This is a genomic window from Desulfogranum japonicum DSM 18378 (genome assembly GCF_000429945.1).
In the GTDB taxonomy this organism is placed as follows: domain Bacteria; phylum Desulfobacterota; class Desulfobulbia; order Desulfobulbales; family Desulfobulbaceae; genus Desulfogranum; species Desulfogranum japonicum.
In genome coordinates, this window is the sequence record NZ_AUCV01000042.1 from 28,792 (window position 1) to 54,775 (window position 25,984).

At 46.5% G+C, this 25,984-nt stretch carries 17 protein-coding genes and 1 pseudogene; 13 read left to right on the plus strand and 5 right to left on the minus strand.

Going from position 1 to position 25,984, the window contains the following annotated elements; all coding sequences use genetic code 11:
- The first annotated feature begins 732 nt into the window (after positions 1-732).
- From G493_RS32425 to G493_RS0117335, 6 genes are read left to right on the plus strand one after another with little or no spacing between them, the layout of a single operon-like run.
- On the plus strand, positions 733-1,251 hold the full coding sequence (locus tag G493_RS32425) for a GspH/FimT family pseudopilin (protein WP_051309442.1): 519 nt from the start codon (positions 733-735) through the stop codon (positions 1,249-1,251).
- 17 nt (positions 1,252-1,268) lie between these two features.
- Positions 1,269-2,084 carry a prepilin-type N-terminal cleavage/methylation domain-containing protein gene (locus tag G493_RS0117315; RefSeq protein ID WP_028581422.1) on the plus strand — a complete coding sequence of 272 codons (816 nt, stop codon included), beginning with the start codon at positions 1,269-1,271 and terminating at the stop codon, positions 2,082-2,084.
- The gene (locus G493_RS32430; protein ID WP_051309443.1) at positions 2,081-2,482 is read left to right on the plus strand and encodes a type IV pilus modification PilV family protein; all 402 of its coding nucleotides are present in this window, start codon (positions 2,081-2,083) and stop codon (positions 2,480-2,482) included. Before G493_RS0117315 ends, G493_RS32430 begins: the two co-directional genes overlap by 4 nt.
- A 16-nt stretch (positions 2,483-2,498) precedes the next feature.
- Complete coding sequence (locus G493_RS0117325) at positions 2,499-3,077, plus strand: pilus assembly PilX family protein (protein ID WP_028581423.1); 579 nt, start codon at positions 2,499-2,501, stop codon at positions 3,075-3,077.
- Positions 3,074-8,668, plus strand: coding sequence for a pilus assembly protein (locus G493_RS0117330; protein WP_153306571.1), 5,595 nt, complete (start codon positions 3,074-3,076; stop codon positions 8,666-8,668). The genes G493_RS0117325 and G493_RS0117330 overlap by 4 nt, the downstream gene beginning before the upstream one ends.
- A gap of 25 nt (positions 8,669-8,693) precedes the next feature.
- A complete protein-coding gene (locus G493_RS0117335) occupies positions 8,694-9,113 on the plus strand; it encodes a hypothetical protein (RefSeq protein WP_028581425.1) in 420 nt (139 codons plus the stop codon).
- A 76-nt stretch (positions 9,114-9,189) separates the two neighbouring features.
- On the opposite strand, the gene gap is transcribed toward G493_RS0117335, so the two are convergent.
- From gap to G493_RS0117360, 5 genes are all read right to left on the minus strand, one after another.
- The gene (gene gap / locus G493_RS0117340; RefSeq protein WP_028581426.1) at positions 9,190-10,194 is read right to left on the minus strand and encodes a type I glyceraldehyde-3-phosphate dehydrogenase; all 1,005 of its coding nucleotides are present in this window, start codon (positions 10,192-10,194) and stop codon (positions 9,190-9,192) included.
- Between the two features lie 122 nt (positions 10,195-10,316).
- Positions 10,317-11,735 (minus strand): pyruvate kinase, encoded by a 1,419-nt coding sequence (gene pyk / locus G493_RS0117345; protein WP_028581427.1) that lies wholly within the window; start codon positions 11,733-11,735, stop codon positions 10,317-10,319.
- Between the two features lie 452 nt (positions 11,736-12,187).
- Positions 12,188-13,678: a glycerol kinase GlpK gene (gene glpK / locus G493_RS0117350; RefSeq protein ID WP_028581428.1), complete on the minus strand. Its 1,491-nt coding sequence runs from the start codon at positions 13,676-13,678 to the stop codon at positions 12,188-12,190.
- 85 nt (positions 13,679-13,763) lie between these two features.
- Positions 13,764-14,471 (minus strand): MIP/aquaporin family protein, encoded by a 708-nt coding sequence (locus tag G493_RS0117355; protein ID WP_028581429.1) that lies wholly within the window; start codon positions 14,469-14,471, stop codon positions 13,764-13,766.
- Positions 14,472-14,590: 119 nt separating this feature from the next.
- A complete protein-coding gene (locus G493_RS0117360; RefSeq protein WP_028581430.1) occupies positions 14,591-16,156 on the minus strand; it encodes a glycerol-3-phosphate dehydrogenase/oxidase in 1,566 nt (521 codons plus the stop codon).
- 840 nt (positions 16,157-16,996) lie between these two features.
- On the opposite strand from G493_RS0117360, the gene G493_RS0117370 reads away from it, so the two are divergent.
- The 7 genes and pseudogenes from G493_RS0117370 to G493_RS29845 all read left to right on the plus strand — a co-directional run.
- Positions 16,997-17,824 carry a DeoR/GlpR family DNA-binding transcription regulator gene (locus tag G493_RS0117370; RefSeq protein ID WP_028581431.1) on the plus strand — a complete coding sequence of 276 codons (828 nt, stop codon included), beginning with the start codon at positions 16,997-16,999 and terminating at the stop codon, positions 17,822-17,824.
- Between the two features lie 79 nt (positions 17,825-17,903).
- Positions 17,904-20,633, plus strand: coding sequence for a glycoside hydrolase domain-containing protein (locus G493_RS0117375; protein ID WP_028581432.1), 2,730 nt, complete (start codon positions 17,904-17,906; stop codon positions 20,631-20,633).
- Positions 20,634-20,941: 308 nt separating this feature from the next.
- On the plus strand, positions 20,942-23,407 hold the full coding sequence (locus G493_RS32435) for a PAS domain-containing hybrid sensor histidine kinase/response regulator (RefSeq protein WP_051309444.1): 2,466 nt from the start codon (positions 20,942-20,944) through the stop codon (positions 23,405-23,407).
- 355 nt (positions 23,408-23,762) lie between these two features.
- Positions 23,763-24,341 carry a hypothetical protein gene (locus tag G493_RS0117385; RefSeq protein ID WP_028581433.1) on the plus strand — a complete coding sequence of 193 codons (579 nt, stop codon included), beginning with the start codon at positions 23,763-23,765 and terminating at the stop codon, positions 24,339-24,341.
- A 429-nt stretch (positions 24,342-24,770) separates the two neighbouring features.
- Entirely contained in the window at positions 24,771-25,076 is a 306-nt protein-coding gene (locus G493_RS0117390) for an NIPSNAP family protein (RefSeq protein WP_028581434.1), read from the plus strand.
- A gap of 79 nt (positions 25,077-25,155) precedes the next feature.
- Positions 25,156-25,644 (plus strand): GNAT family N-acetyltransferase, encoded by a 489-nt coding sequence (locus G493_RS0117395; protein WP_028581435.1) that lies wholly within the window; start codon positions 25,156-25,158, stop codon positions 25,642-25,644.
- A gap of 95 nt (positions 25,645-25,739) precedes the next feature.
- Positions 25,740-25,984: pseudogene (locus G493_RS29845) on the plus strand (IS256 family transposase); the annotation flags it as partial.

Sequence of the window (25,984 nt, forward strand, 5' to 3'; positions counted from 1 at the left end):
GCACAGGCATTCCGTAGCGTGTTTTCATACATTCTTCCACCTGAATATTTGCAATATTCAGGTGGAACTTTAGGGTCGCGGAAAATAATAAATATCCAAAAATTGCGTAGGATATCTGTTTGGTAACGTCGTCGCGTCAATGGTTCCATACTGGCCGTATTGAGCTATTGACGCGACGACGTTACCAAGTTGAGAGACAAGCAAGATTGGATAATTTATTTTTTCAGTGGCCCTTGCATCCTCCGATATCCTTAAGTTCCAAACCGGCCTTTCCTCGTAACAGCATACACATTTTTTGCATAGCTTCTCAACGTTGATCCCAATACCTGGGAAACAAGTCACTATCTTTCATCCCTACCACAGCCAGTGAAGAATAAACTATCACAATACCTTTTGCGGATTATTTAATAATAAAATTTTATATTCTTAACCCCATCTTAATATACCTATTAATTTTTTTTACAAATCTGGCTGTTTTTCCTTAATTTTTTTTCCATTCGCACTTTTTCTTCCCCACCTAGATCTCATATTTCCTCCGGAACCAATTGATTTCAATACTCTAAATCAATTAAAAGCAGCGTATTCAAAACAGGCCTGAATATTGCTAAAAACATTGCAAATACAATATCTTTTGACATTCTGTTCCGATTAGACGTAAAATTTTAGAGGGTAAACAATCTTATCTCGTAATTTATATTTATATGCTCACTTCAATATACAATTGGGGCAAAAATGATACGTTTAAAAACCGAACATGGATTCACCTTAGTTGAAGTATTAACGGTCATGGTGATTATCGCTATCCTTTCTGCTATTGCCACCCCCGCCTTTTTCTCCTGGTTGCCCAATTTACGATTGCGGCAGGCTTCCCGTGGCTTTTTCCTCGACATGCAGGAAGCTAAATCTCTTGCTATTAAAAACAACACTCCCATCGGCATAACGGTCACAACGGTTAGCTGCCCAGGTCTTCCCAATATCCCGTCGCCGGGAGGTTCCTACACCCTGTTTACCGATGACGGAGCTGGTGGAGGGGCAGCCGGCGATGGAATACGCGCCCCTGGTGAAGCAGTCATCAGAACCACTCAAATGCCCACAGACGTGGCCCTATGCAATGGCGCTGCACAAATGGCCAGCACAAGTTTCCTGCCAACTGGAAGTCCAATAGCCTTTGGTACCGTTACACTCAATAACAGCCAAGCAAATACATCAACCATAACCCTGTCTCTTTCTGGAAATATTCGACAAAACTAACTCCTGTGAGCAAGATCATGAACCTGATGAACAACATGCACACAAGCCTCTTTCGTCGTACAGGGCAAATAGGCTTCACCCTTGTCGAACTGATGATCACCATGGTGATAGCATCGCTGATATCTGCCGCTTTGTATTCTGCATATATCAGTCAGCAGCGAAGTCAGACAGCCCAAGATCAAATTGTTGAAATGCAACAGCATTTACGCGGTGGGGTCAACTTTATGGTACGTGAACTGCGTATGGCTGGCTGCGACCCACAGCTTACTGCTGATGCAGGAATAGTAGCAGCCACCAGTACCACCGTTACCTTTACTCTGGATGTAAATGATAATGGTGCTGAAAAAAGCCCCGGTGATGGTGACGTAGCAGACCCAGAAGAAAGCATTACCTATGGATTTACTGCTGGAGCTGACGCGAATAATGATGGCGTGGTGGATGCCAATTTTACCCCTTTTGCAGGAGCCACTGCTGGCACGGCCTCTATTGATCGAACGACCAACGATCCTGTAAATCCCGGCCCTTTCCCCATTGCAGATAATATTGAAGCATTGGAACTGCTTTATCTGGTAGGTGATGATTTTACCCCTACACTTGCCCCGGCTGCAGCCGAGTTTGACAATATCAGAGCTATTGTCATTTCTATCCTGGCACGTGTACGGAACCCGGACCAAAAATTTACAAATAACCAAGTGTACCTGCCAGCCTCCAATGACTCAAACATCCAAAAAGGTGTTTACAACATCAACTCAGGTGTCTCCTGGGCTGTAAACGATAACTATCGGCGTCGCTTGATGATCACTACTGTTAACCTGAGGAATATGGGACTATGAAAGCCAGAATGTTACGAGAGGAACAGGGATTCACCCTGGTTGAGGCTATGGTTGCCCTCTTTGTACTGATGGTAGGCGTCATGAGCCTGTTTACCATGCAACTCACTGCAATCAATAGCAATACAACGGCCACCGGTATCACATGGGGAACAGCATGGGTTACTGATCAGATAGAATATCTGATTAAGCTGCCATATGACGACAATCTGCTAAAGGATACGACAGCCAATCCTGCCCCCGCTCCAGTCGCATCACCTGACGGCCACTACAGCGTCAGCTGGACGGTAAATGAAGATTCCCCAATGGAAAATCTGAAAGCACTCACCATCACAGTTCAATATACAGATAGAGCGACTCAGAAAAGCATGGTCATGGACTATGTAAAATCAAGTATGTAGACGAGGGATAGAAAGAATGGATAACAGGGGAAAAAAAAATCAGGAGCGAGGATTTGTCCTGGTGACCTGTCTGATCATCATGCTTGTTCTGAGCTTGATTGGCATTATGGCCACCCAAACCTCCATTATGGAATTGAGATCATCTGCCAATGATCGTATTGCCAAATCAGCCTTTTACAGGGCAGACAGTGGTATTTATGCAGCTCCTAAACCGATAAGGGAAGTCATTGTATCCAGGTCGACGATAAATATACAGAATGTGCAGATGATAGATCCAGACACCAATGCTTCTGAAGTCGGTAATGATTTTTATAAAAAAATTGCAAAGCAATTTGATAAAAGTTCCGGAAGAGATCCAAGCACGACCATTACCTTCCAGCAAAGCACTGAAACTACCTCCGTAAATATTCTCCCCCTTGGATCAAAACTACTAGAAGGCGAGTCAGCTGAATATGGCGACCTATATGGGGGGGGAAGTGGACCAAAGTCGTTTGCACTTCTGTATCTCCTTAATTCAACAGGAACAGCCCCTGGCAATGGTGAAGCCAATATTGAAGCTGTGTACAAATATATCCCCAGACCCGGAGGATTATGATGAAGACGATATCCTTGTACAACCTCATTGGGATGACGGTATTGGCCGGTGTATTTATTTCCGGTCCGGCCACTGCTGCTGAACCAAACCTGGCCGATTATACGGCCTATCCTGTCTTTACAGTTAATCCGGTTAAGCCCAACATTCTGATCATGTTGGATAACTCCGGCTCCATGAACTTAAACGCCTATGGATCACCAAAATCCAATGGTGGCGTCGTAACCGATCAGCCCTACATCGGCACCCCCTACCCAGCAGAATTGACGTACCGGGTCGCTACCAGTACCGATGATGCAGAGGAATACGCAAGCGGTGTCACAAATACAAATAATGGCAGTGCAGACCTGGATCTTGGTGGTTTTTCAACCAACAGTCCCAACACCGTCGGCGTCCGCTTTCAGGATATTGAAATACCTCAAGGTGCGATAATCACAGCAGCATGGCTGGAGTTTACCGTGCAGCGAGTTCCAAGTGGAGGAGCAGGAGCAGTCGGTACGGAATACGCAGACATTTCCCTGGAAATTGTGGGAGAAGATACCGATAATGCCGAAACATTTGCAGATAGCGCATACAATATTTCCAGCAGCACAGACAGGCCAGAAACCAGTAGTACCGTAACTTGGAATGACACCACCAGCCCTACCACCCAGCCATGGTCCCCTATCAACGACGTAAAAAAAACGCCAAGTATTGTATCAATTGTTCAGGAAATAATCGACCGGTCCGGCTGGGAGTCAGGCAATGCAATGGCTTTCAAAATCAGGCATGACAGTGCAGGCCAAACAGGAAAAAGAGATGCGTATTCCTATGATGGCAGTTCTTCCAAAGCGCCTACCCTGCATATCACCTACAAAATGTCTGAACAGGAACAATTATATTACGGCTATTTTAATCCCGACTGGTTCTACACCTATTCGAGCAACAAGTACAACCATAAATACAAGAAAGTCGACTACGACTTCACCAACTCCTGCTGGAATGTTATTTATCCCAGTGATTTAAGTAATCCTGGAGATGAAAGCGGCTGGAACTCAACCTGCCTTAACAACGCTGCAATCGTAAGCAACAACCTCTGGGACGGTAACTGGATGAACTGGGCAACCATGCGCCGTATAGATGTTGCCAGAAAGGTTATCATGGGCGGTCTTGCCAGTTCCAGGCAGGGTAACGGCAATCAGGTGAACTATGCAGAAGACCCTGCACAGTCAAGTCGATATTTTAACAGGTATTTCAACAGTTCCGTCGGTTCAGCAGTCACCCCATACTCCACAGGTAACAATACAGTCATGTATGGCATTGATGATGGATATATCAAGGTAGATACTGACAACGATGGCAGTCCCTATGACAACAATGGCCATCAGCGGTTCAGCCTTTCCATTGACAAGCAGGTTAATTATGACACCGATGATTTTGACGATGATCAGAATCTGGCTGGTGTGATGCAAAAATTCTGGGACAAAGCGTATTGGGGCAATGAATTCTTTTACTACGGTACAGGAACCAATCGCGAAGGTGGCTTTATTGCCAGCAGCATCGGATCCAACCTGCAGAGCCTGATCACAGACCTGCAAAATACAGGGGCCGATACATACACCCCGCTGTCTGAAGCCTATTACGTGGCCATGCAGTATTTCAAACAGGAGGATCCTTTATCATCCCTTGGTTTTCACGGTTCTGCCATTGGTGCAATCAACAATACCAATGACCCCTATTATCAGGACAGTCAGTTTGTTGAATGTGCGAAAAGCTTTGTTATCCTCCTTACTGACGGAGCTTCAACCAAAGATGGAAAGCTCCCAAGTTACCTGAAAGATTACGATGGTGACGGAGACAACACCGGCTGCGTTGAATCCTCGGGTAGTAATTGTGACTACTCCGACGGAGGAACTGATTTCCTGGATGACGTTGCCCTGTATGCCAGGACCAATGACCTTCGTTCTGACCTTGATGGGGATCAAAATCTTATACTGTATACAGTGTATGCCTTTGGCACCGATGTCAACGCTGAACAGCTACTCAAGGACGCTGCCCGTAATGGTGGTTTTGAAGATCTGAACAGTAACGGCGTACCCGATGGTGACTACGGTGATGCCGCTGTAGATCGCAAAGAATGGGATAATAACGGTGATGGAGACCCTGACACCTATTTTGAGGCACAGGATGGATACAAGCTTGAAGACCAGCTCATTGCTGCCATCAACGATATTCTGGAACGGGCATCTTCAGGAACCGCGGTTTCAGTTCTGGCCACATCCAGTGAAGGTGAGGGAACACTCAGCCAAGCCTACTTTCGTCCAACAGTGAACACGACAGATGACCAAATCAGTTGGGTTGGCTATCTGCAAAGTCTCTGGGTAGACACCCTGGGAAATATAAGAGAAGATACCAATGGTAACCTCACCCTTGATCCTGGTGAGGATTTAATCGTTCAATATCATTCGGCTGCTGACGGCAATACCGTCATACGGAGATATGCGGTGGATAAAATTGTCTGCTCATCCACTGACTCAAGTGTTGATGACGCCATTGCCTGCAGCGGTGTATTAGGAACATCAACCGGCTATTTCAACAGCAATGCCTGTTACTGTGAAGAAGACAATTACCCTGAAATCGAGATCACCTGTTCATCCACCGATCCTCTTATTGATGTATCCATTGCCTGTGCAGGTGTGGCAGGTGATGAAAACGGCACATTTAACGGAGGAGACTGCCTCTGCGATGACGGTGCTATTGACGAAATAGCGATGGACGAAATTACCCCGATTATGGAAGTGGGTAGTATTCTTGCCAACTTGACAGATCCTGATACAGAACGAACCATTTTCACCACCTTGGCCGGTGACGGTTCTGAGTCTTTCTATGGTGGTATCGAATTTTCTCAAAGCAATGCTTCGTTACTTAAACCCTACTTCGGAGTTAAAGACAGTACAACCTGGAGTTATCTTGGTGAAGATGATGCCACCAATGGTATTGATCAGGATGATAGAGTTAGTAACCTTATTCGCTTTATCAGGGGATATGAAGACGGCTTTAGTGGTGAAACCGAGATACGTAGTCGTCTGTTACCAGTGAATGGAACAAATGTAGTCTGGCGACTGGGTGATATAGTCCATTCCACACCAGTTACAGTGGGGGCTCCCGCGGAACAATTTGATCTTATTTATGGAGATGCCTCCTATGACGACTTTTACCTGAAACATATGGATAGAGAACAAATCATATACACAGGTGGCAACGATGGCATGCTTCATGCCTTTACACTCTGGCAATTTGATGAGGATAACTCAAAATTTGTAGCTCCAACAGCGGCGGCAAGCACCGAAGAAATCGGAACAGAACTCTGGGCCTATATTCCCAGGACCTTGTTGCCCCATCTGAAATGGCTTCCCAGGACAGATTATACCCACGTCTACTACGTTGATCTGAAACCTAGAGTTGCAGATGTCAAAATATTTACCAGTCAGGCCAGTGACGGGGTACACATTAACGGTTGGGGAACAATCTTGATCGGAGGTTTACGAATGGGTGGCAAGGAAATTTCAGTCACCGATGATTTTGACTATGACACCAATACAGCAGATACCACTGAAACCTTTACACCTTCATATTTTGCCATTGATATTACTGATCCTCGTAACCCCAAACTGCTTTGGGAAAGAGAATATGTAGGAATGGACTTTACTTGGTCAATTCCCAATGTCATCAAAGTTGGCAACAAATTTTTTGCTGTCCTTGGATCTGGCCCTGATGATTATGACGGTTCCAGCTCGAGTTCAGGCAAAGTATTCATCGTTGATCTTGCAACTGGTGCACCCTATACAGACGGCACGAATGAGTGGCGTTTTGAGCTTCCTGAAATCCAGGCCTTTATGGGATCTGCCGTGAGTCTAGACTATGGACTCAACTTCAATGTTGACTCGGTATATATTGGTCAAAGTTACGACAGCAACACCAATGCCAACAAGACTCCTGACTGGAATGGAAGCATGTACCGAATCACAGTCCCCTGGTCCTGTCAAACATCCTGTAGCAGTGAACCTTATGGAACAGTGGAATCATTTGATACCAATGGAGACAGTATAGATGACTGTGAGTGCACCTACAATGACGATCCATCATTTTGGACTATTCGCAAATTGTTTGATTCACCGGCACCCATTACAGCTCCAGGTTCACTGTCAATGGATTTTTCAAGAAATATATGGCTGTATTTTGGAACTGGCCGATATTTGAGCCAAGATGATAAAACTGATGTTGAAGATAACTATTTTTATGGTCTCAAAGATCCTTTTTTCAATATGAAACACTCAGCATCGGGTCATGACAGCTCCTACAACTATGCTGCCGCTGTTGGGACTGATACCTACTATCTGGACCAAAGCAAAACTTTGACCATGGACGAAAACGATCTGCTGGATGCCGACCCATATAGCGTTATTCATCCATGGGGCTATTACGAAGCCCCTGCTGGAGACTGTTCTGCTGTACCCTCCGGAGCGGTGGGAGATATTTACAATGATGGCTCCTGTATTGCTGAGTATGACTGGCCTGAATCCTCCTGTACATCTGCAACTGCAGGAATCGATGATGCCACGGCCTGTGCAGGCGTAACAGACGGCACTCTTGGCCTGGTTAACAATGGCAGCTATCAGTGCTACTGTGCACCTTACCAGGAGCCCGTGTGGGGATGTATAGAAAAAGTTGCCAATGGCTGTGACGGAGTACAGGAAGGGGTTGTGGCAGACACAACCGATTACCAGTCCATGTACTGGCAGCAAACAGAGATTGTTACTGATGGCTGCGTCGGTGTTAGCTTTGGAGACATCGTTGATGATGGGAACTGTAAAGCTGAAGAGATTTCTCCGCCTTCCTGGTCTTATACAGAACGTGCTGCTGGAAATTGTACTGCAGCCGGAGTAACCGTTGGCATGGAAGGAGATCTCCTTGAAGACGGAGGCTCATGTTATGCAGGCTATTGGGCGTGTACGGAAACTGTCACAGATGGCTGTCTTTCAATGGACTATACACTGACAACAGGATTCCTGGGCACATCAGGAGATGGCGACTATTTTGGTGACGGTTCCTGTATCTGTACATTTACTGAAGATCCAGTGGCCATGGTTACCTCCTCAACCAGTCTTGGTGCTTTAACTTTTTCTCAACAGGTTTCCAACGCAAGAACCTATGAAGGATGGCGGAGAACCTTACCTGATCCAGGCGAAAGGTCTGTTGAAAAGCCCGCTTTAATCGGTGGTATAACGCTGTTCACCTCATACGTGCCTAGCGACGACATCTGTGCCTTTGGTGGCAACAGTTACCTTTATGCGCTGTATTTTGAGACCGGCACCGCCTATGCTGAGCAAGTCTTCACAGGTGGAATAGGACTAAATATGGGCACGCCCCCTACTGTTAGAGATCGTGCTCCTTTAGGAGCAGGCCTCGCCAGTTCACCGGTTATTCATGTTGGCACCCAATCTAACAACGAGGCTAAGGTATTGATTGAAGAAAGTACAGGTGTTATTGGAAGTCTACCCATAGACCCTGCCTTCAACATCCGCAGTGGACTGCAATACTGGCAGCAAAAGTAATCCGTACAACCTTGGAGATGCAAAAATGAGACTTTTCCATACATTCGCTCTACTTGTTGTGATGGTCAGTCTGCTGAGTTGGGTAACACCGGCTCTGGCAGAGGACAGTGATTATCCCACTCATGTCATGACAGTGACGGTCAGCGACAAATACGAGGAAAGTAATAACGCAGAAGGCGTTGATTCGGCTGAGGAAGGGGACGGTGCCTCGTCTTCAGGTATGCAATATGTTATTGCAGAACAAACACGTTATGAACTTCTGGAGACTACAACGTATGTGAACAAACAGGGGGTGGAAATCACTCCCGACACCTTGCCTGTACCCTGTAAGGCACGGATAAGTTTTCAGATACTCAGCAATGGCACTCGAAACCTGCTGAGCCTGAAAGTACTACGGAAACTATCAGGTGCAACAACCAACTGGTCGGAACTGCCCATCGAGTAATCGAATCCGCGAGCAGCATCACCTAGAATAATAATCAGATGGCCGGAAGAAGCCCGGCCATCTGATTTTTTTGTTTTTACAGTACAGAACTCTGATCCATATGCTTGATCAGATCGAGCATACGGTTGGAGTACCCCCACTCATTATCGTACCAGCTCATCACCTTAATGCTCTTGCCAATGACTTTGGTGCACTGCCCGTCAACAATGGAAGAATGGCTGTCTCCCTTGAAATCAATGGACACCAGGGGCAGGTCTGTATAGCCAAGATATCGGTTGGCAGCTTCTTTCAAGGCTGCATTAACCTCTTCCACGGTGGTCTCCTTTTCCACTTCCATAACCGCGTCAACAAGAGACACTGTGGGGGTAGGAACACGAACAGCCAATCCATCAAATTTCCCTTTAAGTTCCGGAATCACCAGGGAGACAGCGGCGGCGGCTCCGGTCTTGGTGGGAATCATGGAGAGTCCTGCGGCCCTGGCCCGGCGGAGGTCAGAATGAGGGAAGTCCAGTAAGCGCTGGTCACCGGTATAGGCATGTACAGTGGTCATTAAACCGCGAACAATACCAAATTTATCCATGATCACTTTGGCAAACGGTGCCAGACAGTTGGTTGTGCAGGAGGCATTTGATACAACGTGATGGATGGTGGAGTCATATTCGTCTTCGTTCACTCCCATGACAAAAGTCTTAACACCTCCCTTTGCAGGTGCTGAGATAATGACCTTTTTTGCTCCTGCATCGAGGTGAGCCTGAGCAGATTCATTGTCACGGAACAGGCCGGTGCATTCAGCAACATAATCAACCCCTGCAGCACTCCAGGGAATATCAGCAGGGTTGCGCTCGCCGGTAACCGCGATTCTTTTCCCATTGACCACAATGCCATTTTCATAGGTCTCCACTTCAGCGTCCATGGTTCCCATCACGGAATCATATTTTATCAGGTGGGCCAGGGTTGCTATGTCGGTCAAATCATTGATGGCCACAATCTCAATGTCACTGAAAACAGGATCTTTGAGCAGGGCACGAAAAATATTTCTACCAATTCTACCAAAACCATTAATACCAACTTGAATACTCACAATATATCTCCTTCTTCTCGTCAATGATGACTTTTTGTATAGATGACTGCTTATCCTGAAATGGATTGTTTTTCATGTAAACCTAACGTTAACAATGGCTGAAAAACATTTCAGGATGCACGCTATTTACGTTTTAAATCTATGAGTTCCATCCTGTCGTTTCGATCAGGATACTTTGAAGACGGCCCTTCGGTCAGGATAACCCAGTTACCGTTGAACCCGTACTCTTTGAGTTTTGCTTCAATCCACTTACGCCAGTTGGTGGGATGATCCGGTTCATGGACAGGGATAACACCGTAGGAGAACACCATATCCTTGTAACTTTTTTCTTTTGAACTGACTCCCACTACCCACACGGGCAAGTGATACCTGGCAATATTCCTTGCTGTGGCGCCACTGCGCGTGGGAACAAATACAGCCGCAGGTGAAAGTCGATACACAGACGCCTCCACACTGGACGCAATGATATCCAATGAACATATTGTCGGGCTAGTGATAGTGGCGGTGTCGGATTTTTTCGTGCTCCGTAAATTTTCGGCCTCCACAGCTATATCGCTTAAGGTGGTGACAGAGACCACCGGATGCTTGCCCACCGCCGATTCACCAGATAACATCACGCAGTCTGTTCCATCCAGAATAGCATTTGCCACATCCGTAGCCTCAGCCCTGGTGGGGATGACATTATGGATCATGGATTCCAGCATATGAGTCGCGGTAATAACTGGTTTACCCATCAAATTGGCTTTTTGCACGATCATTTTTTGCACAATGGGTATCCTGGCAATGGGTATCTCTACACCTAGATCCCCCCTTGCCACCATAATACCATCAGCCTGCTTCAGGATGTCATCCAGATTTTTGATGGCCTGGGATCGTTCAATTTTTGCTATAATAAAGGGGTCGTAACCAAGACAAGTTGCCACCTGTCTGAGTTGAGCAATATCCTCCCCTTTTTCAACAAAGGAAAGGCTCAAGGCATCCACTCCATTTTTAAGGGCAAAGGCAGCAATTTCTTTATCTTTGTCAGTCAGGATATCAATCCCCAGGTCAACGTCCGGTACATTCAATCCTTTTCTTGAACGTAAGGGCCCACCGACAACAACCAGACAATGAATATCCCTGTCCTTGATTGCCTTAACTTTCAGCTGAATAAAACCGTCATTGAGAAAAATATAACTTCCAGCCTGAACAACTTCATGCAAATTCGGTAAATTGACTGAAATCTTCTCCGTGGTCCCGATAACAGTTTTTGTTGTCAGAATCAGATCCTGATTGGTTAGCAGTTCGATTTCCTCTTCGGCCAGATCGCCAATACGAATCTTTGGGCCAGGTAAATCCGCCATGATGGCAACCGGCTTACCCAATCTGGTTGCAACGGTTTTTATCTGTTCGATGTCTTTTTTATGTTGCTCAAACTCTCCATGCGAAAAATTCAGCCTGGCTATGTTCATGCCGGCTGTTAATAACTTTTCAAGTATTTCCGGTGACCTTGAGGCAGGACCTATGGTGCATACAATTTTAGTTTTATTTGGTGCTGGCATGGTATGTTTCACGTAATGATGTTAGTCAAAAAGAAAATCCGTTCTTATAAAGTATATGATAATACCGAAAAATTACGAAGCTATTTGGAAATGGCTAATAAATACAAAGAAGGGCGACAGCGGTAGGGGGTAAACAGGGGCCGAACTCTTTTGCACGTATCACCTTTCCGACCGGTGCCCTTCCAGTCGAAAAAGTGATCAATATGATTGCTTACTGCACACAGCGTCTATTTCCAGAAGTGTTGATGCAATCCGGAAAGGGTAGTTACTGTATTCCCTTTCAGATTCATCAGCCAACTGCAAAAAATTACGACCTGCAAGTAAGCATGCACTCAAATGTCAAAGGAGACATGAATTACTCCGGATTTCTCACGAACGATTGTTTATATACCGGCCTGATATCGGAATATTAAACCGTACAAAGTCGTGAGAAATCCGGCTTAAAAAAATGACTAGAATGCCATGGCAGCCTGGACTGCTTTTTGCCAACCAGCATACAGTTTGGCAGCTTCCTCAGCTTCCATCTTAGGACCGAAATCACGATCAATGCCAAAATTCTTTACAATGTCGTTCTTATCAGCCCAGAACCCTACTGCCAGACCAGCCAGATAGGCAGCACCCAGTGCAGTGGTTTCAATGCAGATTGGTCGCTCGACAGGTACTCCCAACAGGTCAGCCTGGATCTGCAGCATCAGGTCATTGGCCACAGCACCACCATCTACCCGGAGTGTTTCCAACTTGATACCTGAATCAGATTCCATTGCAGAGAGAACATCCTTGGTCTGGTAACAAAGAGATTCCAGAGTTGCACGGACAAAATGCTCTTTGGTGGTTCCACGGGTCAGGCCAAAAACAGCTCCTCGTACCTCGGAGTTCCAATATGGAGCACCAAGGCCGACAAAGGCAGGCACCATATACACGCCATCAGTTCCCTGGACACGGGTGGCGTACAGCTCACTGTCCTTGGCATCGCGAAACATTCTCATACCATCACGCAGCCACTGAATGGCTGAGCCGGCAACAAAAATGGACCCTTCCAAGGCGTACTCAACCTTGCCATCTACACCCCAGGCAATGGTGGTCAGCAGACCATTCTTTGATGGTACCGCTTTTTCACCAGTATTCATGAGCATGAAACAACCGGTTCCATAGGTGTTTTTCGCCATACCGGCTTCAAAACAGGTCTGACCGAACAATGCGGCCTGCTGATCACCGGCCATCCCGGAAATAGGCAGTTCGAGCCCTTGAAATTTCTCCTTATCTGTTGTGCCGTACACTTCAGAAGATTGTCGAACTTCCGGCAGCATGGATGCAGGAACAGTAAGGTGCTCAAGAAGCTCTTCGTCCCATTTCAGTTCGTGGATATTATACATCATAGTTCTGGAAGCATTGGTGTAATCGGTAACATGTACCTTACCACCAGTGAGCTTCCAAACCAGCCAGGTATCAATGGTACCGCACAACAGTTCACCTTTTTCGGCTTTTTCCCTGACACCTTCCACATTGTCCAGAATCCACTTTACCTTTGTGCCGGCAAAGTACGCATCAATAAGCAGGCCGGTTTTTTCTCGAACCATGGGATCAAGGCCTTTGGCCTTCATTTCTTCGCAGATATCCATAGTTTGTCGAGACTGCCAGACGATTGCATTGTACACAGGCTTTCCTGTGTTTTTATCCCAGACAACAGCGGTCTCACGCTGGTTAGTGATACCAATGGTCGCTATATCATCAACATTAATATCCTGATGTGCCAACGCTTCAGCTACTACGGACTGCACAGAAGTCCATATTTCCATGGCGTCGTGTTCTACCCAGCCCGGATTAGGAAAGTACTGGGTGAATTCTTTTTGAGTAACGTTAACAATCTCACCCTGCTTGTTAAAAATGATGGCGCGGGAGCTGGTGGTTCCCTGATCAATAGCCAGTACGTATTTTTTACTCATTATATCCTCCTCTTCAATAACCAACCTGTATACGGTTCATCTTCCAGTTTATATACATGAATGTATGGTAGGAACTTCCAGACCATCAGCCAACCATTAGCTTATACATCCAGGCACCAGTTACACCGCCACACAGGGGAGCGATAACAGGAACCCATGCATAATGCCAACCACTCACGCCTTTTCCGGGAATAGGCAGCAACATGTGAGCGATACGAGGGCCCAGATCACGGGCAGGATTAATGGCATATCCTGTTGGTCCCCCCAGTGAGAGACCGATGGCTACAATGAAAAAACCAACGACGAGCGGGTTCAGCCCCTGACTGAATTCGTTTGCACCGATTCCAAGTAGAATAAAGAGGAGACAAGCTGTACCAATGAACTCACAAACAAAATTTGAAAAAGTGCAGGGAATTGCAGGACCGGTTGAGAAAACCGCCAGCTTCAATCCAGGATCCTGGGTTGGAGCCCAGTGGCAGTGATAGACAAAGTATACCAGGCAGCCGCCAATAAAACCACCCGCCATCTGGGCAGCTATGTACCCGGGCACCTCAGCCCAGGGAAAAGCACCTATGGAGGCCAGTCCTAGTGTTACGGCAGGGTTGATATGTGCTCCTGAATATTTACCAGCAACATAAATAGCAAAGGTTACCGCAAAACCCCAGCCCATGGTTATTACGATCCAACCGCCGTTCTGCCCTTTGGATTTCTCGAGCACAACATTTGCGACTACGCCGCAGCCAAACAGTGTCAAGATCATTGTGCCGATCAATTCACTTAAATACACATTCATAGCCAACTCCTACCAAAAAAAGTGATTGTAAAAAAAAGCTCGATCCCTCCTGAATCGAACTGCTACCCAGAAAAGGATTTACTCAAAAGTGACAATTTCGGTAAATCCCTCAAGTACAACTAATTGACAATATAGTTTTCAGCGAGCTTGGTGAATTGCTCCACCTGTTCCTTAACCCATGTATCGTCCTTACCAAGTTCTTTCGCCATGATCTCAGCCGTTTTCGGGGCTGCCTCAACAGCAGCTTTCGCGTTGAGAATAAGGGCACGGGTACGCCTGGAAAGTGTATCTGCAACTGTCAAAGCCCATTCATTTCTTGCAGCCCATACCACTTCAAGCCAGGAATACGGCAGGTCGGGGTGCATAGTTTCATCAAGTTGAGGGTATTCTACTGCAAGGTTCTTGATATCAGCTGCATCACTGCCGTACACATGCATATGATTCTTGTGATCAAAATCGTCGGTGTAACCATGGAGCTTAACGTCTTTGGTTGGAGATGGACGAAATGTATGTCCTCCCATCTTAATGGCGTTGTCAATACAGTCTTCAGCCATATGCCTGTAAGTGGTCCACTTGCCACCAGCTATGGTGAGCAGGTTGTTGTCAGAAATCGTAAGATAGTGATCCCTTGCCAGATTCTTGGTTTTACCGTCGGATTTATCTGCTGCTACGAGCGGCCTGATACCGGTAAATACACTCAAAACATCTGCCCTGGTAAGAGGTGTTTCGAGATACCTGGCAGAATGATCCACCAGGAAGTCGATTTCCTCTTCCATTGGCTTGGGCTCCATGCAAACACTATCAATTGGAGTATCTGTGGTCCCGACAACCACTTTATCATGCCAGGGAACAAAAAAGATAACGCGGCCATCATCGGTTTTGGGTACCATAATGCCGGTTTTTCCACCGAGGAATTTTTTGTCGATCACGATATGAACGCCCTGGCTTGGTGCAATGAGTTTCTTATGGTTCTCATTGTCCATATTCATAATATCGTCTGTGAAAATACCGGTGGCATTAATGACCGATTTGGCCTTCAAGTCGTATGATGCCCCTGTCTGTTGATCAGTTACGCTCACACCAGTTATTTTTCCTGCCTGATCCTTAAGCAGCGTCGTCACTTTTGCATGGTTGATCGGATAACCGCCATGGTCGGCCATTGTACGGGCCAGGGTAATGGCAAGGCGGGCATCGTCGAATTGACCATCATGGTATGTCACGCCGCCTTTTAAATTTTTTCTGAGTACTCCAGGAACTTCCTTGATGACTGTTTTTTGGGAAAGAATCTGAGATTTGCCGAAACTGTATTTCCTGGCAAGCATGTCATAGGCTTTAAGCCCTATGCCATAGTAGGGGAGTCCCCACCACTTATAATCAGGAACTACAAATTTTTGATTATAACACATGTGCGGGGCATTCTTAAGCAGCACACCACGCTCATACAGTGCTTCCATCACCAGACTGATATTTCCCTGCTGAAGATAGCGCACCCCACCGTGCACCATCTTAGTACTACGGCTTGATGTTGCTTCGGCAAAATCACCCTGCTCAAGAACAAGGACCGAATACCCCCTGGCAGCAGCATCAAGACCGGAGCCAAGACCAGTTGCACCACCACCGATGATGATAAAATCCCATATTTTTGAGCTGTCTTCCAGTTGAGAGATACACGCTGATCGTTTCATTTACTTCTCCCTCATTTATCTCGGCAAGGGTACAGCCGAAGGTCTAAATGAATTGGTAAATCTGGTCGAGATTGAAAACAAGATGAACACATCAACAACAAATTTTGTTACATCAAGGTTAGTTTTAGATGAAAACGAACACAATATTTTCACTTATGAAAATACAAATGCCACACGAGCGCCAAGTTTGCAAGAGAAAATATTCGTTTTTAACCATATAATGAACAAATAAGAAAAACTGATTAAGACAAAGAAAAGACTGCAGTTTAAATGATACCACCACAACTTAAGGAAAATAATACATTTTTCGCACTGCAAAAGAACAACAAACGCAGCAAAAAATCATGATAAAACCCAAAAAAATCAAACCTTTGAGCGGAAACTCTCTGTTTTTTCCCATGCTATTTGTTTTTTCCTGTTCAATATAATCCAGCATTACTCAAGATAGCACTTCGCCTTATAAAAGATTAAAAATAGGATCGCAGAACCTCGTTAAAACGCACCCCGCCTCAGCAACACAAATTCTAGCCATAATAAATATCCGCACAAAAACAAGCACAAAAGATAACCATATATGCAAAGGCAATAATTTTTCATCGCACATCTTGCACTGCGCATTTATGCCAGACAACCTGTATGATAGAGCGAAAAGCATGGTCACCAGACAAAACCAATGTTCGAAAACGAAAATTTATTGCACGATTAAACGAACTCGTTTACTGTACATGTATTGCCGCCTCAAACACTGTTGAAGATATCGAAATAACGACTAAATAACATTCTAGTGAGTACTCTCGACAGGTTTTCAGAAATGAACATCAGAAACTTTTTTTAACCACTATGGAACAAAAAAAAACCAAGAGCAACAGATTGAACCTGGAATCTTTATCAGCCAGACAGCGTGAGATACTGAACCTGGTCAATGAGGTGGGCTTTTCATCCATAGATTCACTGGCCAGCCAGTTTGACGTTACCCCTCAGACCATACGGCGGGATATTAATCGATTGTGCAGCAACAAACTCCTTCAACGACACCATGGGGGAGCAAGCAGAACCTCCAGTGTGGAAAATGTCGATTACAACACCAGGCAGACCATTTTAAACCAGGAAAAAAAACGTATTGCAGAGATGGTTGCTCAACAAATTCCTGACCGGGCATCGTTGTTCATAAATCTGGGCACAACAACCGAAGAGGTTGCCAAGGTCCTTTCTCAGCACAAACGGCTGAAAGTTATAACCAACAATCTGAATGTTGCTGTTACCATGAGCCAGAATGAGGATTGTGAGGTCATAGTTGCAGGCGGCATGGTGCGCCATCGAGATCAAGGCGTTACAGGGGAAGCAACTGTGGAGTTTATCCGCCAGTTCAAGGTCGACTACGGTATTATTGGCGTTTCCGGTATTGATGAAGATGGTACCCTGATGGATTACGACTATCATGAAGTACGCGTTGCCCGGGAGATTATCAACAACTCAAGAAGCGTCTTTCTGGTAACAGATCACACAAAATTTACCAGAAATGCGATGGTACGCATCGCAGATATGTCTGAGATAGATGCGATATTCACGGATAAAAATCCGCCCATGCACTTCAGAGAACTTCTGAAAAGCAAAGAAGTGGCGCTTTATGTCGCAGAAAAAAATGAAAAAATCAGCTCTGAGCCGTAATTGTTTACAGGTGCTTCTGATTTGGATAAAAGCGTTTTTCCATAGGTAAACGACCAAATGGAAACTCTATGGAGGATCTGTGACCAGATACTATTATGCAGTTTTGCTTGGGCAATGCCAGTTCCATCTCACCTTTACAGACAGCATGAAGCTCATTTCTCTCGGTAAACGCGTTCTATTCTTCTTCCTGCTTAGCCCCTCTTTTCTCTTTGCAGCCGAAGATATGGAAACCATAACCTATAAATTAAGCCAGTCCAGTGGCTCCTACCAATTCTGGACCACACCACCCACTGAACGGGTCTTTAAAGATGACCAGGTTCCCACGGCTACGGGTTCTGGCATCAAGATCTATGCCGCCCGCAATGAATATGAACCCTTTCAGCTGGTAATCCAACCCCAGACCTCGGGGAATGTCTCGGTATCCATGGGAAGTTTCGGAGCCGGCATCACCACCGAGATCTATCAGGTCAAGTACGTCCCCGTTACCCAGGTCAGTGATAACCTGGGCCGCACGGGCGATTACCCCGACCCCCTCTGGCCGCTTGAAAACAACACCTCAATAGCACTGAGCGCCGGAGAAAACACCTCCCTTTGGCTAACTGTCCATGTGCCAATTTCTACCCCAGATGGCGACTACAGCACCAATATCCAGGTCGACGGTATTGCCATCCCTGTCAACCTGCATGTTTTCAACTTTGCCATTCCCACTGAGCTGCACGTCAAATCACAGATGAACTTTTCCCACGAAACCATCCTCAATGCCTATGGCGTAGGCGGAACAGGGACGGCCTATTGGAGCTATGTAGACAAGATAAAGGAATTTTTCATTGATCACCGCCTGACACCGAAGAGCGTTCTTTGGTCCGGAGGCCTTACCAGCAGCGGTGGAGCTTCCTATCTTAACTACAACTGCGACACTCATACCATTACCGATCCCTACGGTATCTGGGGCTTTGTAGAACCCTCGGCACGATACCTTGACGGCACCGGAATGATGAACGGCACCTTTACCCAGCCCTTTAACGGTGGCCAGGGATTTCCCTCCTTTATGGGAATCACCTTTCAAAACAATGATGCCTCCGCAGACCAGCGTCCATCAAACTTCTGCGGACACATCCGCAGCACCGATGACTGGTACCAGAATGACAATCCGAGCAGTGCCTATAACACAGCCTGGTTTCAGTACATGACCGCCACCCAACAATACCTGCAGTCCCTGGGATACCTGGACAAGGCCTACTATTATTTTGCCAATGAGCCCCAGAATCAGGCTGGCTATGACGCAGTCGCCTGGTATTCACGTTACCTTAAAGAGGCGGCCCCCAACCTTAAACTCATGGTTTCTGAAAATCCCAGGCCGGAAATCTACAACAGCACCGACTATGTCAGCGATGGACAGATAGACATCTGGCTTCCGGTCCTCAACGAGTACGATCCTAACGTTTCCCAGGTCAGGGAACGGGACCACGGTGAGGAGAGCTGGATTTACTTTCTCCACGGCACCAGGCCTCCCTACTTCAACCCCATCACCCTGGACCACCCCGGCATCGAGAGCAAACTCACAGGCTGGTTTCTCTGGAAATACCGTATCCGCGGCATCGCTTATTACTCTCTCAATAACTGGAGCACGAATCCCTGGGCCGACCCGCTCTACTCGGATCACAATGGTGACCGCTTCATGCTCTATCCGCCCAGCGAAAACAACGCAGCCATCATCTATGGCGCCAATAATCACCGTTTTGTCCCCTCCATCCGCTTTGAATTAATGCGCGACAGCCTGGAGGACTACGAATATCTCTATGTGCTCAACGGAAACAGTGGCCCTGAAATAGACGTCGAAAGTACGGCCGATCAGCAGGCGGACAAGATCGTCAGCAGCCTGACCACCTATACCCGTGATGGCGAGTTTATGTACAACCTGCGCCGACTCATCGGCCTGAAAAACGGTGGAGAAATCAGTGCGATCCCCGATATCACCCCACCTTCCTCCCACCCACGGACAGAAGGGCAGCCGGGAAACTATTATATCAACTTTCAGAATCCGGTAGGCCCGCCAACAGCCATTCCCTTGACTGTCGATGGTCATGAGTACCTGAAAATCGGCTGGAACAACTACGATAAGACCCTGGGATACGGCTGGTACGGCGACATGGCCCATGTGATGTATCAATACCTGACAAGCGGTCCCAACGAATTGCAGAAAAGTATCCTCTTTGATGACTGGGGACGGCTCAAGACTTTTGAGTTCGACCTCCCCAACGGCACCTATGAAGTGACGGTATCTGTCGGCTGGCAGGGAAAAATTTACCCTCGCAACATGATCGAAATCGAGGGTGTCAGCTTTGTTGACGACGAAGCCAGCAGTCCCTACCTGGTCCGCACCAGAACCGTTCAAGTCAGCGACAAGAAACTTACTATGAATATGGGGATCTTTGATGAGTACACCATGCTTAATTACCTCAATATCGAGGCCAGTGGACAGAGCAGTGGTGATCCGGTGGCTCAGTTCTATACCAATGCACGCCAGGGAACAGCCCCATGCACCCTCACCTTTTATGACAGCTCACTGAACAGTCCGATCTCCTGGCAATGGGATTTCGACAATAACGGTACCGTTGATGCGACCAGCCGCAATCCCAGCCACACCTACTCCACTCCGGGATCATACACTGTGCGACTGAGAGTTACCGGGGCAAATGGAGGCAGTGACGAAGTCGTCAGAACAAACTATATCGAGGTGCAGGAAAAAAATTTCAGCAGCACAAAAATCCAATGGCTGCTTTTTATGCCCGCATTCCTGAAGCAATAGTCGGGTGGCGTGGGGGAGGATCTCTTTCCACGCCCGTCCCCTTAGTAACAGCCTGCTCATAGTAAATGATCACGGGGGTTAACAACACAAATATAGGGAAAAAACTCTCTCCAGCAGACTCCTAGCCAAGATCGTCGAGCGGATTAAGATCCTACCTGTTAAATCTACAAAGCCCAACGAACCATAGCAGCAAATGCTGCTTTATCCCATGTTGGATTAGCTATATAATTCTAATATAGCTATTAACATTTGAGTTTCCCCATCTGTACCAGTTTTAGGTACCTGTTATTCTACTAATAAGGTTGAACATGACAGAAACGGGTTCTAATTCACATACCCTTCATGACAGGATAGAACGTACTGCGACCAATCAAGCTTTTTTTTCCGAGAAACTGTTTCGGTACTTCATCAAGCATTGCCCAAGTGCTGCTGCAATTTATGATCGGAACATGGTTTGTCTTGCCTGCAGCGATCGCTATCTGCAGGACTATGAGGTTTCTGAGGAACAGGTCATCGGGAAAAAACACTATGAAGTTTTTCCAGAAATGCCCCAGAAATGGCGTGATATACATAAGCGGGTTTTGCGCGGAGCTGTTGAAAAAAATGATACAGATTGTTTTGTACGGCTTGATGGATCCGTCTGTCATACGAGTTGGGAATGCCGACCGTGGTACGATGCAGAGGGGAAAATCGGTGGAATAATTCTCTATTCAGACGTAATCACCGATCAGGTGCGTATCCTCCAGGAAGCGAAGGCACAAGCAGAACAGGATAAGAAACAGCTAGAAGCTGTACTTTCCAACATGGATAGTGGGGTGGTCGTGTTTGACATGGAGGGTAGCGTCATCCTTGCGAACAATGCGCTGGCAAGCATTCTTGAATATAAGGACAAGTCTGAACTCCCCTTGAACATCGGCTTTTTCGAGCACCTCTACCGCCGCTTTTCCTATCCCGAAAGAAAAGAAATCCCGCTTGATGAATGGCCACTGAAGCGGTTGTATCGCGGCGAAACGGTGGACCACGAAAAATTCGTTGTTTCACACCTTGAAACGAAAAGGGAACGGATTGTCGAATACTTCGGAACCCCTGTCTGCAATGCAAATGGAGACCCGGAACTCCAATTGCTAATATTGACAGACATCACAGAACGCCAGCAAGCTGAAGAAGAACTACGAGCAACCAAAGAGTTTGCTGAGCAGGAACAGGCCAAGTGGCTGGCTATACTCGACCACATAAGCAATGGCGTTACCGTTTACGATACTTCTGCAAACAGGATTTATGCAAATAGAGCTTCAGCCATGAACTATAAGTTTGACCACAAGGAGGAAAAATTTCTTAACTGGCAATTTATCGTAAACAATTATGCTATACAGACCTATCCAGACCGCAAAGACCTGAAGAGCGATGAATGGCCTACCCTCAGAGTACTGCGAGGCGAACATCTGAATGGGGAAATCTTCTGCTTTAGAAGGTTAGGCTTTGATTTTGAGCATATATTGAAGATATTCGGTGTCCCAATCTACAATGCACAAGGTGACGTGGTATTAGCTGTGCTTGCCTCCCATGACATTACCGAAGAAGTAGAACGTGAAAAGCAGGATAAACTCATGCAAGAGCGCATGGCGCAGACACAACGCCTGGAAAGCCTGGGAGTACTGGCCGGTGGTATTGCCCACGACTTCAACAACCTGCTCATGGGCATTCTTGGTCATGCCGACCTCGCTTTGCTGAAGCTTTCTCAGCCATCATCAGTGGCAATAAACCTGGAAAATATCAAGACCGCTACTTTGCAGGCTGCGGATCTTTGCACGCAGTTACTGGCTTATTCCGGCCAAGGAAAGATAGAGGAGAAAGAGTTTTCCATGAGCAAGCTGATCAGTGAAATGACCCAGATGCTCAAGACCTCTATTTCTAAAAACTGCCTTCTTAACCTGAACCTGGAAGAGCAGCTTCCTTTGACGGTCGGCGATCCCTCTCAGATGAGACAGATCGTGATGAATTTCGTTATTAATGCCTCCGAATCCATCGGTGACCGTGAAGGGACCATCAATATCTCGACAGGTAGTATGTATTGCTCGCAGGAGTATTTTTCAGATAATTTTTTGATCAAACCGTTGAATGCAGGCCCTTATGTTATGTTGACGGTATCTGACAATGGTCCCGGCATGGACAGAGAGACGCTCGGGCGTATTTTTGATCCTTTCTTTACCACCAAATTTACTGGTCGTGGACTCGGGCTGTCGGCTGTTCTTGGCATAATTCAATCCCATGACGGTGGGCTCGGAGTCTATAGCGAGCCCAACGTAGGGACAACTTTTAAAGTGTTCCTTCCTGCGGTACATAGCACTTCGACAGAGAGTCCCGCTCGAGTTGAAGGGATCGGAGCCAACAAAGAACATCTTGCCGGGAAGGTACTATTGGTCGATGACGAAGAATTGGTTCTCGAAGTATGCACGGAGCAACTGGAGCTGCTCGGTCTTGAAGCTCTGACGGCCAGGAATGGGCAAGAAGGCGTTGAGGTTTACCGGGAAAAACAAGACGAAATCGACCTGGTTATTCTCGATCTGACCATGCCGAAAATGGGAGGCGAAGAAACATTCCGAATCCTCCGTCAATTGAATCCGGAAATAAAGGTAGTGTTGGCCAGCGGCTATGCGGAGGAGGAAATGACCAAGCGATTCGCTGAAGAAAAACCCTCTGGCTACCTGCGTAAACCCTATACTTTCAAGGAACTCTCCAGTGTGTTGTTCGGCTTGTTACCTGAACAACATTGATAGGGCTTCAATTCTTCTTGTCCCAGGGGCGACTGCATTACTTGTTGGTTTTAAGTGTGATACTATATCACAGTTTGGGAGGAGAACCAGCCTTCTCTTCTTACCTTACCTGTACTCAGGCATCCTCCAGACCATCACTCACGAGATCGCCCTTGCCTTCGACTAGTAATTATGTTTCTGTAATGAAGCAGAAACAGGATTCACATACAGGGGACTTGCACCCCATACGATCACGCCCATGACGGGAGTACACCGGACAGACCAAGCAGTCGTAAACTTGCCGCTGGCTTGTTCGCGCCGGTTATCCGCGTGGTTAACTTTAAAGAAACAACACGCCCATACAGAGTTCGAATCCATGATGTACCGGGAAGTCCTAAGCGGCATGGCCATAGCGTTGACGTTTGTTGGCTTCGTTCCGTATACCCGAGCCATCCAACAAAAAAGGACTAGGCCACATGTCTTCTCATGGATCATATGGGGGACGACAACCTTCATAGCTTTCCTGGCACAACTCAATGGTGGTGGTGGAATTGGTGCCTGGCCGATTGGCATCTCCGGACTTATCACCATGTACATTGCTTGGCTAGCGTACGCCCAAAAAGCTGATAGCAGCATCACATGGCATGACAGGTGCTTTTTCCTCGCGGCCATGAGTTCACTGCCTGTATGGTATTTCACCACAGACCCGCTATGGGCTGTGGTTGTCCTTACTTCTGTGGACGTCATCGGCTTCGGCCCTACACTACGAAAAGCCTATGCATTGCCTTTTGAGGAGAGTTTGACGTTCTTCATCATCTTTGCGACGCGTAATCTCGTTGCAGTAGCGGCATTGGAGCAGTATTCGCTCACGACAGTTTTGTTTCCGGCTGCCACAGGTATTGCGTGCTTGGCGCTTATTACGATGGTGCAACTTCGGCGTCATGCCCTATCGTGATGTTAGGGTCAGGGAAAACATAAATTATCCAATCTTGCTTGTCTCTCAACTCGGTAACGTAGTAGCGTCAATGGCTCAATACGGCCAGTATGGAACCATTGACGCTACGACGTTACCAAACCGATATCCTACACAATTTTTGGATATTTATTCTTTTCCGCGCCCCTTAAGGAGGCTGTTGAAGAATTACTCTTTTTTCTCAGACTTACGGCATTATCAGGCAATCAAGCACAGCCATATAGTTGATATTGCGAGGTGGATATTGGCCATATGTATACAGGCAATATGCAAATCCATACCCTTCTTATCAGAATGGGCCTTACAGAGTGCTTGAGCCGTAGCCTGGAAAACTCGTTTGTACGGTTCAGAGGGAATGAGGTCGAAGATCTCGGATCTACCAGGTCTTCGCGACACCTAAGAGAGATAACTATGGTCACCTGTTATTTAAAATATGTAATTGATCCTTATAAAGTAGCTGAATTTGAAAAATACGCCAAAATGTGGATTCCACTAGTGAACAGAATGGGAGGCAACCATCATGGATATTTTCTTCCCCATGAGGGTGCAAACAATATTGCCGTTGCTCTTTTCAGCTTCCCTAGTCTATCTGCCTATGAAAAATACCGGGAAGAAATGTCTACTGACCTAGAGTGTCAGGAAGCTTTCAAATATGCAGAGCACACCCGGTGTGTAGTCAGCTATGAACGTAGTTTTATGAAGCCGATTTTTGAATAAATCTCAATCAAGATAACCATTAGGTGGCTTGGACGCTGGTTCCTCGCATTCCACACCCAAAACGTTGACTGTAAATGGTATGAAAATACGTCGATACAGAAAAGGGGAAGAGCAGACGCTTTGGTCACTGCTGTATAAGACCGTCCATAAAGTAAATAGTAAGGACTACACCCAAGCGCAAGTAGAAGCCTGGGCTCCATCCCAATGGAATCTTCCCAACTGGATAAAGCGCCTGAACAAAACCAATCCTTTTGTGGCAGAAAAAGACAATCAAATAATCGGATTTGCAGAACTCGAGTCAAACGGCCACATCGACTGTTTTTACTGTGCCCATGATTGGCAAAGAAAAGGTGTTGGCAGCTCTCTATTGCAAGCCATTGAGCATGAGGCTATTCAACTGGGTATCTCACACTTATTTGCCGAGGCCAGTCTTGCAGCAAGAGGTTTTTTCGAGAAAAAAGGGTTTTCGGTAGAAGTTGAGCAAACAGTGTCACTCCGCGGCGAGCAATTTACCAACTACGCTGTATCAAAACGCATCAGCAGCTATCGGGACAGAAACGAGTTATGATCGAAAGTGGTGTTTGAGGAAGACATAAAAAATAAATGACGTATCCTGTTGGGACCAATCCGCCAAGAACAATTCCAACACAAAAAGGATACGTCATGAACAAGAATAAAATTATTAGCCTGAAAAAGCCTGGAGAGTTTTCCGAGGATCCACTGACCGAGTTGTTGCGACATGGTGCTCGACAACTTATTGCTGACGCTGTCGAAGCTGAACTTCAGGATCTTCTGCAGCAGTATGCAGATGTGAAAAATGACCGGGGGCATAGGCAAGTGGTACGCAATGGTTATTTGCCTGAAAGAGAAATCCAAACGGGAATCGGCCCGGTCAAAGTAAAGGTCCC

Bases quoted from the DNA above. Each gene is read 5' to 3' on its own strand.
- G493_RS32425 (WP_051309442.1), top strand. From the start codon at position 733: ATGATACGTTTAAAAACCGAACATGGATTCACCTTAGTTGAAGTATTA.
- G493_RS0117315 (WP_028581422.1), top strand. From the start codon at position 1,269: ATGAACCTGATGAACAACATGCACACAAGCCTCTTTCGTCGTACAGGG.
- G493_RS32430 (WP_051309443.1), top strand. From the start codon at position 2,081: ATGAAAGCCAGAATGTTACGAGAGGAACAGGGATTCACCCTGGTTGAG.
- G493_RS0117325 (WP_028581423.1), top strand. From the start codon at position 2,499: ATGGATAACAGGGGAAAAAAAAATCAGGAGCGAGGATTTGTCCTGGTG.
- G493_RS0117330 (WP_153306571.1), top strand. From the start codon at position 3,074: ATGATGAAGACGATATCCTTGTACAACCTCATTGGGATGACGGTATTG.
- G493_RS0117335 (WP_028581425.1), top strand. From the start codon at position 8,694: ATGAGACTTTTCCATACATTCGCTCTACTTGTTGTGATGGTCAGTCTG.
- pyk (WP_028581427.1), bottom strand. From the start codon at position 11,735: ATGCCAGCACCAAATAAAACTAAAATTGTATGCACCATAGGTCCTGCC.
- glpK (WP_028581428.1), bottom strand. From the start codon at position 13,678: ATGAGTAAAAAATACGTACTGGCTATTGATCAGGGAACCACCAGCTCC.
- G493_RS0117355 (WP_028581429.1), bottom strand. From the start codon at position 14,471: ATGAATGTGTATTTAAGTGAATTGATCGGCACAATGATCTTGACACTG.
- G493_RS0117360 (WP_028581430.1), bottom strand. From the start codon at position 16,156: ATGAAACGATCAGCGTGTATCTCTCAACTGGAAGACAGCTCAAAAATA.
- G493_RS0117370 (WP_028581431.1), top strand. From the start codon at position 16,997: ATGGAACAAAAAAAAACCAAGAGCAACAGATTGAACCTGGAATCTTTA.
- G493_RS32435 (WP_051309444.1), top strand. From the start codon at position 20,942: ATGACAGAAACGGGTTCTAATTCACATACCCTTCATGACAGGATAGAA.
- G493_RS0117385 (WP_028581433.1), top strand. From the start codon at position 23,763: ATGATGTACCGGGAAGTCCTAAGCGGCATGGCCATAGCGTTGACGTTT.
- G493_RS0117390 (WP_028581434.1), top strand. From the start codon at position 24,771: ATGGTCACCTGTTATTTAAAATATGTAATTGATCCTTATAAAGTAGCT.
- G493_RS0117395 (WP_028581435.1), top strand. From the start codon at position 25,156: ATGAAAATACGTCGATACAGAAAAGGGGAAGAGCAGACGCTTTGGTCA.